General features: G+C 58.4%; 16 protein-coding genes. 9 read left to right on the forward strand and 7 right to left on the reverse strand.

The genetic code is table 11. The annotated features are described in order from the left end of the window. Positions 1-50: 50 nt before the first annotated feature. The 6 genes from ACJ8IJ_RS08845 to ACJ8IJ_RS08870 form a co-directional block, all read right to left on the reverse strand. Complete coding sequence (locus ACJ8IJ_RS08845) at positions 51-719, reverse strand: hypothetical protein (protein WP_440484018.1); 669 nt, start codon at positions 717-719, stop codon at positions 51-53. 78 nt (positions 720-797) lie between these two features. Then, positions 798-1,385, reverse strand: a complete 588-nt coding sequence (gene ecpA / locus ACJ8IJ_RS08850; RefSeq protein ID WP_004939148.1) for a common pilus major fimbrillin subunit EcpA — start codon at positions 1,383-1,385, stop codon at positions 798-800. A 427-nt stretch (positions 1,386-1,812) separates the two neighbouring features. Then, positions 1,813-2,442: a helix-turn-helix transcriptional regulator gene (locus ACJ8IJ_RS08855; protein WP_131164484.1), complete on the reverse strand. Its 630-nt coding sequence runs from the start codon at positions 2,440-2,442 to the stop codon at positions 1,813-1,815. 165 nt (positions 2,443-2,607) lie between these two features. Next, positions 2,608-3,447 (reverse strand): winged helix-turn-helix domain-containing protein, encoded by an 840-nt coding sequence (locus tag ACJ8IJ_RS08860; protein WP_004939153.1) that lies wholly within the window; start codon positions 3,445-3,447, stop codon positions 2,608-2,610. A 528-nt stretch (positions 3,448-3,975) separates the two neighbouring features. Then, positions 3,976-5,397 (reverse strand): heavy metal sensor histidine kinase, encoded by a 1,422-nt coding sequence (locus tag ACJ8IJ_RS08865; protein WP_442518540.1) that lies wholly within the window; start codon positions 5,395-5,397, stop codon positions 3,976-3,978. Beyond that, a complete protein-coding gene (locus ACJ8IJ_RS08870; protein ID WP_021504273.1) occupies positions 5,394-6,065 on the reverse strand; it encodes a heavy metal response regulator transcription factor in 672 nt (223 codons plus the stop codon). Before ACJ8IJ_RS08870 ends, ACJ8IJ_RS08865 begins: the two co-directional genes overlap by 4 nt. A gap of 140 nt (positions 6,066-6,205) precedes the next feature. On the opposite strand from ACJ8IJ_RS08870, the gene ACJ8IJ_RS08875 reads away from it, so the two are divergent. The 4 genes from ACJ8IJ_RS08875 (at position 6,206) to ACJ8IJ_RS08890 (ending at position 8,909) form a co-directional block, all read left to right on the forward strand. Then, entirely contained in the window at positions 6,206-6,832 is a 627-nt protein-coding gene (locus tag ACJ8IJ_RS08875; RefSeq protein WP_275095609.1) for a hypothetical protein, read from the forward strand. Positions 6,833-6,845: 13 nt separating this feature from the next. Beyond that, the gene (locus ACJ8IJ_RS08880) at positions 6,846-7,451 is read left to right on the forward strand and encodes a cytochrome b/b6 domain-containing protein (protein WP_275095608.1); all 606 of its coding nucleotides are present in this window, start codon (positions 6,846-6,848) and stop codon (positions 7,449-7,451) included. After that, entirely contained in the window at positions 7,444-8,211 is a 768-nt protein-coding gene (locus ACJ8IJ_RS08885) for a molybdopterin-dependent oxidoreductase (RefSeq protein WP_442518541.1), read from the forward strand. Before ACJ8IJ_RS08880 ends, ACJ8IJ_RS08885 begins: the two co-directional genes overlap by 8 nt. A 122-nt stretch (positions 8,212-8,333) precedes the next feature. Further along, positions 8,334-8,909, forward strand: coding sequence for a hypothetical protein (locus ACJ8IJ_RS08890; protein WP_004939176.1), 576 nt, complete (start codon positions 8,334-8,336; stop codon positions 8,907-8,909). 101 nt (positions 8,910-9,010) lie between these two features. Here the strand turns inward: ACJ8IJ_RS08890 and ygbI are convergent, their stop codons facing one another. After that, positions 9,011-9,781 carry a DNA-binding transcriptional repressor YgbI gene (gene ygbI / locus ACJ8IJ_RS08895; RefSeq protein ID WP_171453619.1) on the reverse strand — a complete coding sequence of 257 codons (771 nt, stop codon included), beginning with the start codon at positions 9,779-9,781 and terminating at the stop codon, positions 9,011-9,013. 283 nt (positions 9,782-10,064) lie between these two features. On the opposite strand from ygbI, the gene ltnD reads away from it, so the two are divergent. From ltnD to ACJ8IJ_RS08920, 5 genes are all read left to right on the forward strand, one after another. Then, positions 10,065-10,979: an L-threonate dehydrogenase gene (gene ltnD / locus ACJ8IJ_RS08900; RefSeq protein ID WP_275095606.1), complete on the forward strand. Its 915-nt coding sequence runs from the start codon at positions 10,065-10,067 to the stop codon at positions 10,977-10,979. Continuing rightward, on the forward strand, positions 10,979-12,238 hold the full coding sequence (gene otnK, locus ACJ8IJ_RS08905; RefSeq protein WP_131164488.1) for a 3-oxo-tetronate kinase: 1,260 nt from the start codon (positions 10,979-10,981) through the stop codon (positions 12,236-12,238). The genes ltnD and otnK overlap by 1 nt, the downstream gene beginning before the upstream one ends. After that, on the forward strand, positions 12,235-12,867 hold the full coding sequence (gene otnC, locus ACJ8IJ_RS08910) for a 3-oxo-tetronate 4-phosphate decarboxylase (RefSeq protein ID WP_131164489.1): 633 nt from the start codon (positions 12,235-12,237) through the stop codon (positions 12,865-12,867). Before otnK ends, otnC begins: the two co-directional genes overlap by 4 nt. A 3-nt stretch (positions 12,868-12,870) precedes the next feature. Further along, positions 12,871-13,647 carry a 2-oxo-tetronate isomerase gene (gene otnI / locus ACJ8IJ_RS08915; RefSeq protein ID WP_275095605.1) on the forward strand — a complete coding sequence of 259 codons (777 nt, stop codon included), beginning with the start codon at positions 12,871-12,873 and terminating at the stop codon, positions 13,645-13,647. 106 nt (positions 13,648-13,753) lie between these two features. Next, positions 13,754-15,124: a GntP family transporter gene (locus ACJ8IJ_RS08920; protein ID WP_275095604.1), complete on the forward strand. Its 1,371-nt coding sequence runs from the start codon at positions 13,754-13,756 to the stop codon at positions 15,122-15,124. Positions 15,125-15,133 lie beyond the last annotated feature (9 nt).

Below are 15,133 nucleotides of genomic sequence, written 5' to 3' on the forward strand. Positions count from 1 at the left end.
ATGCCACTCCTTGCGTGATTGTTTTGCATCCATCGTGGATAACGCGCGCATTACTTCACCGGGATAAACTGTTCGCCGTGCCACAGCGCGACGCGTCCTTTTTTATCGTTGACGTCAACCTTGCTGAAGGCGCGATCCTTCCCCGGCATCACGAAATAGTTTTCCTTGCAGTCGCTGCCGTCTTGCTTGTTCCTGCAATTGCCGTAGGCCACCACTTTGAACGTGGCGTTGCCGGTGTTTTTGATCCGTCCGTTAGCGAACTGATAGGCGAAGCGATCCTGCCGAGGCGCCACCACCAAAATGGTGCCGATGCGCGCCGACGTGGTGGCCACGGCATTACGCCGAGCGGAGTTTTGCCCCGCCTCGCTCAACGCCTGATCGAACCAAACGATGCGGTAGTAACGCTCCTGGGCATCATTCGGCCCCTTGTAGTAAAAGCGGATCACATCGCTGGCGTTGGCCGGCAAGATCAGGCTGGCGGGCGACAGCAGCATTTCATTCCGGCTGCTCATCGGGATCACCGTACCGGAGGCCAGGGGACTGGAAATGCGTTCGATCTTGATGGTCACCAGCCGGCCGCTGTCGGTGGTGTTTTTGATTTCCTTGCTCAGGCGCGCGCTGTCGCCAGGCATGAAGGTGCTGATCTCACCCACATCGAGCGCCAAAGCCGGCCGCAGCAGCATTAACATCAGGGTGACGGCGAGAGAAAAGCGTGTCATTGCGGTATTCCACTGGCGTTGATGAGCGATAAATAGCAGGAGGTCTCCCCCCTGCCAGATGCAGAATCGTTCGGGGGATTAGGAAGTCCAGGTCGCGTTGAACTCGACGCTGACGTCGCCGCTCCAGATACCTTCCGGCAGCGTGCTGAAATCCGTCACGGCAGTGGTGCCGTTTGACGTCGCGCCGATGATGCTGAAGGTGAACTGATCCTGCGCGCTGGTGCGGCCGGCCTGGTTGTAGGCATTGGACAGGGCGCTCAGATTGCCGCCCAAAATGCCGGCGGTGGTGTCGATCATGGTGGTTTCAGCCGTTTTCCCGACCACCGCTCCGTTATAGTTCACCCCGACTTCCAGCGTAGAACCGGAAGTGTCCAGCTGAGTCAGCGTATTGGAGACCAATTTTGAGGTCAGTTTGAAAGCGGTGGCCGTGGTGTCGCCTTCCACGGTGACGTCAAACAGGCCTTTCTGGCTGTTGAAACCCTTAATGCCTTCTGCATAGTTGAAGGCCAGGCTGCCAATCGGCGTCACAACCAGTTTGCTGGTGGTGTCTTTCTTGGCAGTTGCAGACCAGGTTGCCAGCGCCTGAGCGGTAACGTCGGCGGCTTGAGCAGTGCTGACCGCTGCAAAGGCGGAAACGATCGCCAGAGCCAGTGTCATTTTCTTCATGGTATAACTCCCTTCAATGTTGAATATGTTTTCTTTCTTTCGTCCATTCTCAGCCAGCCGTTTGCATCACTGCGTTTAGCCAGTCTGCTTGACGCCACAAGAATATCCCCGACCGATCAAAAAAGAATCATTAACTGTTAAAGTTCAAATATTTAGATTTAAATTCCAACATTAATGTTTTAACCCCCATCAATCACATTAAAAAACGGGTTAAGCCTTTGATGAAAGCACAATCAAATTGTGGTTTAACCCCTGCAGAGTGGTTATTGTTTAACCACAAATACGCTCTGTTCGCCCTTCCCATGGCCGTGTGAAATTTCAGCGCCGGCGTTGTTCGGTGAGGGAAAAGATTGATTGGATTTACGCAGGGGGCAGCAGCCAATCCAGATCGGCCGCTGTAGAGAAAAAGGGGGCTTCTCGCCCTGTGTCAGGAAGGGTACCGGGTTCTCAGGGAAAGAATAAGCCGCATAAAGCCGGCCTGATTGAGACCCAGTTTTCGCATAATATTCAGTTTATGGGAGCTTATGGTTTTGTAACTTCTCCGGGTCACGTTGGCGATGCTTCGTGGGGATGCGCCAGCAACCATCATGGCCAAAACTCGCCATTCACTGTCAGATAATGCGGCTGCCGAATACACCAAGCCGGCGCGAATATGCGGGGAACGATAGCCGGAGAACATGCCCGCAGCCGCAATGGCGTCACTCAGGCAGTGCAATGGCTCCCCCTTTGCCACTATCGCTATGCGGGCATCTGCCGCCAACAACGCTAATATACCGGGGTGTTCTACCGCGGTGAAAATCACCAAGGGAATTTCCGGCCAAACATTTTTTGCCGTCAGAACGAACCGTAATACATCATACAAATATTCTCTCTGATGATATAACTCCATTATAAGCGCGCGAGGCTTTCCCTCTTTCAATACTCCTTCCAGCTCCCTCAAGGTGTCGATAAAATAGCTGTCACTTGATTGGGTAACGAGAAATGCTTCCATTCCTCTTCTCACTAAATAGCTGGGTTCGAAAAATAGCAGCGCATCACCGAAATCGGCTTTAACCATACATAATCACCATAATGAGGTAGAAAGCGGTAGAGAAAGGGAAATACCTCTCGTAAGCGCCACACGGCAACCCGCCAAATGAAAGTCGAACGTTCTATTTCAACACTGTAATATTTTTGTCATATCCACCATCCTTCAATCGCGTTGGGCGGCGGCTATCAATGGTCAATTAATAAACTCGGCATTGTCGCTTTCCAATCCTGAACAGATCTCCATTTTATGTTCACGCAAGATCTTGCAGCGCAGCAGGAATAAGCGGGAAATACCGGAAATGTAAGCCCTGACCTGATTGCTGCGCACCACCAGCAAAAACTCATCGCCGTTGCATTCTCCCGTTTGGTGCGCGGCGTAAGCCAGAATATCCCGATTCAGGCTGGCGTTGACCGTCGCCGAGGCATCAGGCAACGACATGAAAACCTTACAGTTACCTGACTTTCCCAGGTAACTCTCCTGCCGGGCCCCCGAGCCGCTGAAATAGGCCGTGACAGCAATAGCCATGAGGATCCCCCCCAGAACCATCGCGCTGAACATCAGCCACCCACGGCGGGAATAACCAAGATGAGAAGAGACCCCGTCGATGACGGTGTCGGACGCCGGATTGACCGCCGCTGCGGGCGCAGATCCCGGCACAGCCGCGGCAGGCTCCGCGTCGTGAATATCTTCCGCGTCCTCATAAGACTCGATGGTAATCTCATCACGCAACATAAAGCCCACTTTAGGAACCGTAACAATGACCTCATCCTCGACGCCAAGGTTTTTAATCACCCGACGCAATTTGCTGACGCACTGATTAAGATTATTATTGCTGGACACCATGCCGTAATCGTCCCAGACCTTCTTGAATATCAGTTCACGCCCTACGGCCTCGCCATGGTGGGCAATCAACAGCAGCAACAACCGTTTGGAAGGACTGGATATGGATATGGGATCGTCAGAAAAATCTGTTGGGCTAAGGGTTCTGGTGTCTGCGTCAAAGAGAATATGGTCATTAAATCTATATTTCATTTTATTCACATGTTTTCACTATAGCGATAATTTATAGTTTGGCGTCAAATGTTAATGAAATATTAAATAAATATTTAATCAGGTAATTCGCGAAAATACCCAAGCACAGGCAAGAAAAACCACTCAATTAACGCCACGAAATACGCTTTGTCACCTCACCACCGTTTATATAGGATTTTTCTTGCAAACCATAACCAAAGGTTAACCAATCACCACATTCATTGATATATTGACGCGACAAAAACCACAAAGTTAGTTTTTTGTGTCGCAAATTATCAATTTTAAGGAAAATCATCTCAAAAAAAGACCGCAGAACTAAATTTTAATAAAAAAATAATAACACGTGAATGTTGAGCGTAATCACAGACCGCAGTCCATCCGCATTAGCCTGATGAATTAACGCGTTTGCCGCGACGCAAATGTTAAATTTTAGGTTCAGCCAAGGCGATGGGAAACAATAATGAAAGGAAAAACTTACGAATGACGCCTGTCGCGTTTTCCACAACAGGCGAAAACATTCGCGGTAGCTCATTGAACTGATGAGGGGAATATCAGGCTAAAGGTCAAGCAAGCAGAACCTCGGCCATCGGAACACTGCGCGCGCACCTCACCGCCGTGCAGCGTCATGATGGCGCGTACGATAGACAGCCCGAGGCCGCTGGCATGGCTGCCGGCGCTGCGCGCGGGATCGGCGCGGTAGAAACGATCGAACAGTTTTTCCAGCTGTGCCGGCGCGATCGGCGGCCCCTGATTGATGACCTGCACCCACCAGGCATCGGCGAGCCGTTCAGCCCGCAATACGATCAGGCTGTTTTCATCGGCATAGCGCACTGCGTTGGCCACCAGATTGCTCAGCGCCCGCTGGAACAACATCGCGTCCGCCTTCAGCTCGCCTTCCCCTTCGCAGTTCAGCGCGATGCCGCGTTCTTCCGCCAGCCCTTCGAAGTAATCCGCCACCCGCCGCAGCTCGACCGCCACATCCAGACGACTGTAGTTCAGCGCGGACTGCGCCTCACCGGCGCGCGCCAGAAACAGGATGTTTTCCACCATGCGCGAAATACGCTCCAGCTCATCCATATTGTTCGACAATAGGGTTTCGTACTCCTCCACGCTGCGGGGTTGATACAGCGCCACCTGACACTGGCCCATCAACGCGCCCACCGGGGTGCGGATCTCATGGGCCAGATCGGCGGAAAACTGCGTCAGCCGCTGATAGCCTTCATTCAACCGATCGAGCATCGCATTAAACGCCCGGGTCAATTGCTGTAACTCCTTCGGCGCCCCCTGTTCACTGAGGCGCGTCGACAATGTATTGGGCGCGATCTCCGACGCCTGCGCCGCCATGCGCCATAGCGGCCGCAATCCGCGGCGCATGACCCCATAGCCCAGCAGCGCAATCAGCAGGAAAGCCACAACGACCGCCGTGACAATGCGCCACAGGTAGCGCGCCAGCATTTTCTGTTCGTTGACCATCACGTGCGCGGCGGAAATCTGCAGCAAACTGCCGTCTTCCAGGCGCACCATTGCCGACGCCGCGCGCAGCGGCACCCCCTGCGCCGTTTCCCCGCCGCGCACGGCGGCCAGCGTCTGCGCCTGTTCGGGCGGCGTCGGCGCGATCGGCGGCAGGGCCACCCTGGCCGGATTCACATTGATGAGCGGTTTTTGCCCCGGAATTTGGAAAATCAACACATCCTGTTCATTGCCCAGCATATTTTCGAACAGGCCGTTATTAGCCGTCAGACGCGCCAAAGGAAAGCGCTGCCCCAGTAAATGGCGGAAATACTCTACGCGCCCGGTCACCTGCAGATCGCTGCGGAGCGTCATTTCCTGACGCATGGCGCCGAACAGATACCAGCCCGCCCCGCTCACCACGCAGGCGGCCACCAGCGCGAACAGCATGGCGGTGCGCAGCGTCAGCGACACCGGCCGACGTGAAGCGCGGGCGTTCACGAGCGCGGCTCGCAAACATAGCCGATGCCGCGCACGCTGTGGATCAGCTTGACGTCGAACGGCCGGTCGATTTTGGCGCGCAGGCGTTTGATCGCCACATCAACCACATTAGTGTCGCTGTCGAAATTCATGTCCCACACCTGGGAGGCGATCTGCGTGCGCGACAGCACTTCACCTTCGCGCCGTACCAGCAGATGCAGCAACATGAATTCTTTATTGGTCAACGGGATCACCTGATCCTGGCGCACCGCCCGGCGGCGCAACACGTCCAACTGCAGATCGGCGATGGCGTAATGATCGGCTTCGCGCGCCGGCCCGCGGCGCAGCAAGGTGCGCAAACGCAGCACCAGCTCGGTAAAGGAAAAGGGTTTGATAAGATAGTCGTCCGCGCCCAGCTCCAGACCGTGGATGCGATCCTGTACGCCGTCGCGGGCGGTGAGAAACAGGATCGGCACGTCGCTTTTCTTGCGCAATACCTCGATGATCTGCCAGCCGTCCAGCCCCGGCAGCATCACGTCGAGCACGATCGCATCGTAATCCTGCTCCAACGCGCGAAACAGCCCATCGGTGCCGGTGCGCGCCAAATCGACGCCGTAGCCCGCTTCCCCCAGCCCTTTCTTCAGGTAATCCCCTGTGCCGATATCGTCTTCAACTACCAGTATTCGCATGCTCGCCACCTCGTTACGTCTGCAAAAATACTAGCAGCTTCGGCGGACAAACTTGATGACATTAATGTCATTAAACGGCCATGGCGCTGACCCAGTAGGTCAACCATGCTTAACCGGCAAACTCATTTCAGGAGAACGTTATGATTACCCGTCATCGTATAGCCGGTTTACTGTTATCCACCTTGCTGCTGTCCAGCGGCTTGGCCGCCGCCGCCCAACCGCCGGGCAAGGTGATTGCGCCGCTGCGCGGCACCATCAGCCAGGTTGCCGACGGCAATTTGCAGCTGACCGATCGCAAGGGCGAGACCCTCAGCGTCAAGCTGAACGATCAGACCAAAGTGCTCAGCGTCTCCAAAGCCACGCTGGACGACATCAAACCGGACAGCTTTATCGGCACCGCCGCCGTGCCGCAGCCGGACGGCACGCTCAAAGCGCTGGAGGTACACGTGTTCGCCGCCAGCCTGCGCGGCACCGGCGAAGGGCACTCTGCCTGGGAATCCGCCGACGGCAAAGTGGACACCATGACTAACGGCACCGTCGGCAAACTGGTGAAATCCAACGGCCGTACCCTGACCGTCACCTACGGCAACCAGCAGAAAACCGTTGTCGTGCCGGAAGACGTGCCGATCGTGACGCTGGATCCGGGCGATCTGAACCTGCTGAAACCGGGCGTGCACATCGTGCTGTTCTCCGCCGCCAACGAAAAGGGCGAGCGCGTCGCCACCCGCATTTCCGCCGGCAAAGACGGCACCGTGCCGCCGATGTAACCGGAGGAATGCCATGAAGACCAACGCGTCGCCGCCGGTGCATCGCTGGCCGGTTCGCATCACTCATTGGATCAACCTGTTCGCCATGGTGTGCATGTTCATGAGCGGTTGGGAAATCTACAACGCCTCGCCGCTGTTCGATTTCCGCTTTCCGCCGCAGATGACGCTGGGCGGTTGGCTGGGCGGCGCGATTGGTTGGCATTTGGCGGTGATGTGGCTATTGGCGCTCAACGCCATCTGCTATCTGCTGTGGAGCCTGTTCAGCGGTCATTTTCGCCGCGATCTGTTGCCGCTTCGCATCGGCGCGCTGCGGCAGGATATCTGGCTGGCGTTGACGCTGCGCCTGCGCCACCGGCATGGCCACTATAACGCCATTCAGAAACTGATGTACCTCGGCGTACTGGCGCTGGGCCTATTGCTGGTGCTGTCCGGCCTGGCGATTTGGAAGCCGGTTCAGCTACAGGGATTGGTCGCCCTGTTTGGCGGCTTCGATTTCGCGCGCTACGTGCATTTCTTCGCCATGGCCGGCATCGGTCTGTTCGTGGCGATCCACGTCTTCATGGTGATCGTCGTGCCCAAAACGCTGTGGGCGATGATAACGGGTGGCAAACATGAATGAGAAAAAGCAGCGGGCAACCGCGCCAAAACTGGAACCGGACCAAAAAAAGCAGTTGGTCAATCTGCAGCGCCGCCTGATGCTGCGTTCCTGCCTGACGCTGGGCGGCATCGCCATGCTTACCGGTTGCAACCTGCAAGACGGCGATCGGGTGGATAAGGTGCTGTGGGCCATGTCGCGCTGGAACGACCGGGTGCAAGCCTGGCTGTTCAGCCGCCAGCGGCTGGCGCAAACTTATCGGCCCGATCAAATTACCCACCCTTTCCCCTTCAACGCGTTTTACCCGGAATATAACGTCCCCGAGATCGATCTCGCCGGCTATCGGCTTGAGGTCGCGGGGAAAGTGGAGAAAAAAGCGCCCTGGACGCTGGAACAGCTGCAGCGGCTGCCGCAGCAAAACCAAATCACGCGCCTGATCTGCATTGAGGGGTGGAGCGCCATTGGCCAATGGGGCGGCGTGCCGCTGCGCACCTTTCTGCAGCATGTCGGCGCGGATCTGAATGCCGGTTATGTCGGCTTCAAATGCGCCGATCGTTACTACTCCAGCCTCGACATGGCCACCGCGCTGCACCCGCAGACCATCCTGGCGCTGGATTTCGGCGGCAAGGCGCTGCCGGCGGACTATGGCTACCCGCTGCGGCTGCGCGTGCCAACCAAGTTGGGGTTCAAAAACGCCAAACATATCGCCGCGATCTTCGTCAGCGACGTCAATCCGGGCGGCTACTGGGAAGATCAGGGCTACAACTGGTTCAGCGGCATTTAGTTTTGCGCGGCGCTGCGCATAAGCCTCATCGGCGGCTGGAGGAGCCTCTCCGTCGCGGTTAATAATCTGTTCGTCACAAAGGGGATAACTATAGGAAAAATAATAGTAAAAAGGATTTTATCATGGAGATTGATGTTAAGGAGATCAATGCACGACCTGTCACGGAGTATAGGTACCGAATAACGGTTTATAAAAAAGCCAGCAGCGTGGCTGCGTATTACCTTGATTTTAAAAAAGCGACGTTAAGGATGCGTCAATGGCTTATTGGGGCTTATCCTGCCTCGGAAGTATTGGACCATGCTTACGTCATGGAACTGTACGATGTAAGAGCATTGGAAAACCGCGCCGAAGTAACCAGATCCTTATTTGATACCTATACCAGGATGGCATACACCCGATATGAACGAGAACAACTCTTCATTAATGGCATCGGCCTGGCGATCGTCACTTTTGTGGCGCAATACCAAGCGAGATTGGTTTTCAGTGTACCGCTCAGGCCAGCGCTAGCCAGAATTTATGACTCGCTCTTGAAAAAACACGCGCATCACGTACATTATTTGTACAACCAAGCGCTTATTGAGGACGGATTATATGTCATCGAAATCCCACCTGTTAACGGCAGAATCCCACCCAAACCCTATGAGCATAAAGGAACGGCATCAAAAAGAGATGCAAGCCTTCCACGAAGAATGGGCTGAACAAAGGCGCCGCGAATGGCGTGAACGCGGCGGCGTTGAAGCCAGTGAAGCGCCCGCTCGTGGCATCGATACCGAACTTTCATCCTGATTCCGCTTCGTTCTTATTCCTCTTCTCCCGCCGTCAGCAATGCAATCCCCGCTTGCTCAATGGCCTCCCGCGCGGCGGCGGGCAACCCCTCGTCGGTAATGACGGCGTCAAAGGCGGCGATCGGCAGCGCCAGGTAGGTCGCGACCTTGCCGTATTTGGACGTATCGCTGAGCAGAATGCGGCGGCGGCTGGCCTCGACGATGGCCTTCTTCACCATAACCTTGTCTTCGTTCGGCGTCGACAGGCCGCGCATGCTCCACGAAGAGGCGGAGATGAACGCCAGATCGATAAACAGACCGCGCAGCGCCTGCGCCGCCGCTTCGCCGACGCAGGAGCGGTTTTCCCGGCACACGGTGCCGCCGGTGTGGATGATTCGGCACTGGCTGTGTTCGATCAGGAAGCCGGCGATGACAAAGTCGTTGGTCACTACCGTCAAATCGTCACGTTCACCGATCTGTTTCGCCAGCGCCAGCGTGGTGGTGCCGGCATCCAGATAGATACAGCTGTTGGCGGGAATTTGCCGTGCCGCCAGCCGGCCAATGGCGATTTTCTGCCGGCCGAACATCCCCTCTTTGGCCTGGTGCGAAGGTTCGCTCGCCACCCGCTCGGGCGCCTGCACACCGCCCGAGACCGACTGCACCGCGCCCTGTTCCTCCAGTTTTTGCAAATCACGGCGGATCGTCATGTGCGACACCCCCAGCCGTTCGGTCAGCTCGGCAATGCTGACGACGCCGCGTTCGGATACCAGCGCAAGAATTTGTTGATGGCGTTCTACAGGTATCACGGTTCCCTCTCGTTGCTGCGGTGATAATAATTGTGATTTTACGTCAATTTTCGTTCGCCGATAGCCCTAATTTTTCGCGGCGTGACGGCGCACGCAGTTAGGCCAGGTAAACATAAACTTATTTAAAAACATAATAGTAATGTTGATTCAGGCCAGAAATCAGACGAAAAATCCGTTTCACACATTGTTAATTATTGTGATATCGATCGCGGATAAACCGTCACCAAGCGCTTACATTTAACACAACAAAACAAATTATCACTAAAATTAACAGGAGTGCAGTATGACACACCCAGGGAATTATGCCGTCTGCATCATCGGACTGGGCGCGATGGGCATGGGCGCGGCGCGTTCGTGCCTTCGCGCCGGATTGACCACCTACGGGGCGGACCTGAATCCGCAGGCGCTGGCGACGCTGCAACAGGCCGGCGCGCAACAAGCGTCTACCAGCGCGTGCGACTTCGCGGCCGAGTTGGACGCCGTGCTGCTGCTGGTGGTGAACGCCGCCCAAGTGAAGCAGATCTTGTTCGGCGAACAAGGCCTGGCGCCAAAGCTCAAGCCAGGCACTGCGGTGATGGTCTCTTCGACCATTTCCGCCGATGACGCCAAACAGATCGAGCAACGGCTGCTGGACTACGGGCTACCAATGCTGGACGCGCCGGTTTCCGGCGGAGCGGCCAAGGCGGAGGAAGGCCAGATGACGGTGATGGCCGCCGGCGCCGACGCTACCTTCGAGCGTCTGCAACCCGTGCTGAACGCCATCGCCGGCAAGGTTTACCGCATCGGCGAGACCATCGGTCTGGGCGCGACGGTAAAAATCATCCACCAGCTGTTGGCCGGCGTGCACATCGCCGCCGGAGCCGAAGCCATGGCGCTGGCCGCCCGCGCCGGCATACCGCTGGACGTGATGTACGACGTGGTCACCCACGCCGCCGGCAACTCCTGGATGTTCGAAAATCGCATGCGCCACGTGGTCGACGGCGACTATACGCCCAAATCGGCGGTGGATATCTTCGTCAAGGATCTCGGGCTGGTGGCGGATACCGCCAGGGCGCTGCACTTCCCGCTGCCGCTGGCCTCCACCGCTTTCACCATGTTTACCGCCGCCAGCAACGCCGGTTACGGTAAAGAAGACGACAGTGCGGTAATCAAAATCTTTGCCGGCATCGATCTGCCGCAAAAAAAGGAGGCGCTCTGATGCTGCTTGGCGTAATCGCGGATGACTTTACCGGCGCGACCGACATCGCCAGTTTTCTGGTGCAAAACGGCCTGCCGACGGTGCAGCTGAACGGCGTGCCGCAGGACGAAACGCAGGTAAACGCACAGGCGGCGGTCATCAGCCTGAAATCGCGTTCCTGCCCGGCAGAACAGGCGGTCGAACTGTCGTTGCAGGCGCTGGCCTGGTTGCAAAAACAGGGCTGCCGCCAGTTCTACTTCAAATACTGCTCCACTTTCGACAGCACCGCACAGGGCAATATCGGCCCGGTGACCGACGCCCTGCTCACCGCGCTGGGGGAAAATTTCACGGTTGTCTCACCGGCGCTGCCGGTAAACGGCCGCACGGTCTATCAGGGCCACCTGTTCGTCGGGGAACAGCTGCTGTCTGAATCCGGCATGCGTCATCATCCGGTCACGCCGATGATCGACAGCAACCTGCTGCGCCTGATGGAATCCCAGGCCGCCGGGCGCTGCGGGCTGGTGACGGCGGCGGAACTGGATCGCGGCGCCGAGGCGGTCAGCGAGAAGCTGCGCCAACTGGCGCAGGAAGGCGTGCGCTACGCGGTGCTGGATACGCTCAACGAGCGGCATCTGCTCATCCAGGGTGAAGCGTTGAAAACGATGAAGCTGGTGACCGGCGGTTCGGGCCTGGCGATCGGCCTGGCGCGGCAATGGGCGCAGAACGGCGATCGCGCGGCAGAAGCGGCCGGCGCGCCGCAGGGGGAAAAGGCGGTGGTACTGTCTGGCTCCTGCTCCGTCATGACTAACCGGCAGGTGGCGCACTATCGCGAACGCGCGGCGGCGCAGGCCATCGATATCGGCCGTTGCCTCGATCCCCAGACGCGCGCCGCCTACGCCGCCGAGTTGGCGCACTGGGCGCAGCATCACGCCGGGGAGGCGCTTGCCCCGCTAATCTACGCCACTGCGCCGCCGGAAGCGCTGCAGCAAACGCAACGGCAGCACGGCGCCGCCGCCAGTGAAGCGGTGGAAGCGCTGTTCGCCGAATTGGTGGTACAACTGCACCGGTTGGGATTCAGCCGCTTTATCGTCGCCGGCGGAGAAACCTCCGGCGTGGTCACGCAGGCGCTGGGCATTCGCGGCTTCCATATTGGCCCCGGCATTTCCCCCGGCGTTCCCTGGGTGCGCGCCAGCGATCGGGCGATTTCCCTGGCGCTGAAATCAGGCAATTTTGGCGATGAAGCCTTCTTCTCGCGCGCGCAAACGGAGTTTCCAGTATGACCATGACGACCGAACAGCAAGCGCGCGAAGAGATGGTGCGTCTCGGCGCCTCGTTTTTCCAACGCGGCTACGCCACCGGTTCCGCCGGCAACCTCTCGCTGTTGCTGCCGGACGGCGCGCTACTGGCGACGCCGACCGGCTCTTGCCTGGGCGAGCTGCAGGCCGATCGCCTGTCTAAAGTGAACCTGAACGGCGATTGGCTGTCCGGCGACAAGCCGTCAAAAGAGATCAGCTTTCACCGAGCGCTGTATCTGAACAATCCGGAATGCAAAGCGGTGGTGCACCTGCATTGCACCTACCTCACGGCGCTCTCTTGCCTGCAAGGGCTGGACGTCGACAACGCCATCAAACCGTTCACCCCCTATGTGGTGATGCGCGTCGGCAAGGTGCCGGTGGTGCCCTACTATCGCCCTGGCGACGAAAGGCTGGCGCAGGATCTGGCGCGCCTGGCGCCGGCCCACCGCGCCTTTTTACTGGCCAACCACGGGCCGGTGGTGACCGGTAAAGACCTGCGAGCGGCGGCGGACAATACCGAAGAGATGGAAGATGCGGCGCGGCTGATCTTCACCCTCGGCGATCGTCCTATCCGCTATTTGACCGATGATGAAATTGCCGAATTACGGAGCTGACCCATGCCTAAATTTGCCGCCAATTTATCGATGATGTTTAACGAAGTGCCGTTCCTAGAGCGCTTCGCTGCCGCTGCCGAACAAGGTTTCAGCGCGGTGGAATTCCTGTTCCCTTACGAGCATCCCGCCGAGCTGTTGGCCGAAAAGCTGCGCGAACACGGCCTGCAACAGGTGCTGTTCAATACCGCGCCCGGCGATGTCGCCGCCGGCGAATGGGGGCTGGCAGCGCTGCCGGGCCGCGAGCAAGATGCGCGCGCTGATATCGATCGCGCGCTGGCCTACGCCATCGCCCTTTCCTGTCCCTGCGTGCACCTGATGGCCGGCGTGGTGCCCGCGGGCGCGGATCGGCAACGTTATCTCGACACCTTTATCGCCAATGCGCGCTATGCCGCCGACGCCTTCGCCCCGCACGGCGTCAAGGTGCTGATCGAAGCGCTCAGCCCACCGGTCAAGCCCGACTACCTGTTCGCCAGTCAACATCAGACGGCGGAAGCGGTGGCGGCAATCGAGAGACCGAACGTGTTCATCCAGTTCGACTTTTTCCACGCGCAGTTAGTGGACGGCAATATCAGCGGGCTGCTGGAAACGCTGGCCGGGCGCTACGCGCATATCCAGATAGCCTCGGTGCCGGATCGTAATGAACCGGATGAGGGCGAACTGAATTACCCGTGGCTGTTCGACAAGCTGGATGCGCTCGGCTATCAGGGCTGGATCGGTTGCGAATACCGCCCGCGCGGCGACACCGCCGCCGGACTCGGCTGGCTGAAGCCTTACCGCTAAAGCAGCACGCCGACACCAGGAAATCGATTTTATAACAATGAAACGCACCCGTATCGCCACGCGGCGATCGCGGTGCCCAACGCTTACCCAACGAAAGGCTTTTTTCATGTCTACCTCTCTGCTGTTGCTGATTGCCGTACTCGGCGTGGTGCTGCTGTTATTGATGGTGATCAAGGCGAAGGTGCAACCCTTTGTCGCGCTGTTGGTGGTCAGTCTGCTGGTGGCGTTGGCCAGCGGCATTCCGACCGGTGAAGTGATGAAAGTGATGACCGCCGGGATGGGCGGCGTGCTCGGCTCGGTAACCATCATCATCGGTCTGGGGGCGATGCTCGGGCGCATGATCGAACACTCGGGCGGCGCCGAGTCGCTGGCGCAACGTTTCAGCCAGGGGCTGGGGCCGAAACATACCGTCGCCGCGCTGACCCTCGCCGCATTTATCCTCGGCATTCCGGTATTCTTCGACGTCGGCTTTATCATTCTGGCGCCGATTATTTACGGCTTCGCCAAGGTCGCCAAAGTGTCGCCGCTGAAGTTCGGCCTGCCGATGGCCGGCGTGATGTTGACGGTACACGTCGCGCTGCCGCCGCACCCCGGCCCGGTCGCCGCCGCCGGCTTGCTCAACGCCGACATCGGTTGGCTGACCATCATCGGCCTCGCGATCTGTATTCCGGTCGGCGCGATCGGCTATTTCGCCGCCAACTACCTCAACCGCAAAACCTATCCGTTATCGATAGAGGTGCTGGAACAGCTGCAGCTGGCGGCGCCGGAGCCGCGGCCGGAAGGGCGAGCGCCGCTCAGCGATCGCATCAACCCACCCGGCGCCGGCCTGGTGGCGGCACTGATCGTCATCCCAATCGCTATCATCATGCTCGGCACCGTCTCCGCCACGCTGTTGCCGGCAGGCTCGGCGCTGCGCGATGCGCTGTCGCTGCTGGGGGCGCCGGCGGTGGCGCTGATGATAGCCCTGCTGCTGGCCTTCTATTTCCTGGCGCTGCGCCGCGGCTGGAGCCTGCAACACGCCGGTGACGTGATGGGCGCCGCGCTGCCGACCGCCGCGGTGGTGATCCTGGTGACCGGCGCGGGCGGCGTGTTCGGCAAGGTGCTGGTGGAATCCGGCGTCGGCAAGGCGCTGGCCGAAGTGCTGACGGCCATCGGCCTGCCGCTGGTGCCCGCCGCGTTTATCATTTCGCTGGCGCTGCGCGCTTCGCAGGGTTCCGCCACCGTGGCGATCCTGACCACCGGCGGCCTGTTGTCGGAAGCGGTCAGCGGGTTGAATCAGCTGCAGCTGGTGCTGGTGACGCTGGCGACCTGTTTTGGCGGGCTGGGGCTTTCCCACGTCAACGACTCCGGTTTTTGGATCGTCACGCGCTATCTGGGGCTGTCGGTGGCCGATGGCCTGAAGACCTGGACGGTGCTGACCACCCTGCTCGGCCTGAGCGGCTTTCTGTTCACCTGGCTGTTGTGGCTGGCGGTGTGATTTCTCTGG

The sequence above is a fragment of the Serratia sp. CY40230 genome, from assembly GCF_052168835.1.
Classification (GTDB): domain Bacteria; phylum Pseudomonadota; class Gammaproteobacteria; order Enterobacterales; family Enterobacteriaceae; genus Serratia; species Serratia nematodiphila.

Excerpts from the sequence above, each read along its gene's own strand:
- ACJ8IJ_RS08845 (WP_440484018.1), bottom strand. The coding sequence starts at position 719 with ATGACACGCTTTTCTCTCGCCGTCACCCTGATGTTAATGCTGCTGCGG.
- ecpA (WP_004939148.1), bottom strand. The coding sequence starts at position 1,385 with ATGAAGAAAATGACACTGGCTCTGGCGATCGTTTCCGCCTTTGCAGCG.
- ACJ8IJ_RS08855 (WP_131164484.1), bottom strand. The coding sequence starts at position 2,442 with ATGGTTAAAGCCGATTTCGGTGATGCGCTGCTATTTTTCGAACCCAGC.
- ACJ8IJ_RS08860 (WP_004939153.1), bottom strand. The coding sequence starts at position 3,447 with ATGAAATATAGATTTAATGACCATATTCTCTTTGACGCAGACACCAGA.
- ACJ8IJ_RS08870 (WP_021504273.1), bottom strand. The coding sequence starts at position 6,065 with ATGCGAATACTGGTAGTTGAAGACGATATCGGCACAGGGGATTACCTG.
- ACJ8IJ_RS08875 (WP_275095609.1), top strand. The coding sequence starts at position 6,206 with ATGATTACCCGTCATCGTATAGCCGGTTTACTGTTATCCACCTTGCTG.
- ACJ8IJ_RS08880 (WP_275095608.1), top strand. The coding sequence starts at position 6,846 with ATGAAGACCAACGCGTCGCCGCCGGTGCATCGCTGGCCGGTTCGCATC.
- ACJ8IJ_RS08885 (WP_442518541.1), top strand. The coding sequence starts at position 7,444 with ATGAATGAGAAAAAGCAGCGGGCAACCGCGCCAAAACTGGAACCGGAC.
- ACJ8IJ_RS08890 (WP_004939176.1), top strand. The coding sequence starts at position 8,334 with ATGGAGATTGATGTTAAGGAGATCAATGCACGACCTGTCACGGAGTAT.
- ltnD (WP_275095606.1), top strand. The coding sequence starts at position 10,065 with ATGACACACCCAGGGAATTATGCCGTCTGCATCATCGGACTGGGCGCG.
- otnK (WP_131164488.1), top strand. The coding sequence starts at position 10,979 with ATGCTGCTTGGCGTAATCGCGGATGACTTTACCGGCGCGACCGACATC.
- otnC (WP_131164489.1), top strand. The coding sequence starts at position 12,235 with ATGACCATGACGACCGAACAGCAAGCGCGCGAAGAGATGGTGCGTCTC.
- otnI (WP_275095605.1), top strand. The coding sequence starts at position 12,871 with ATGCCTAAATTTGCCGCCAATTTATCGATGATGTTTAACGAAGTGCCG.
- ACJ8IJ_RS08920 (WP_275095604.1), top strand. The coding sequence starts at position 13,754 with ATGTCTACCTCTCTGCTGTTGCTGATTGCCGTACTCGGCGTGGTGCTG.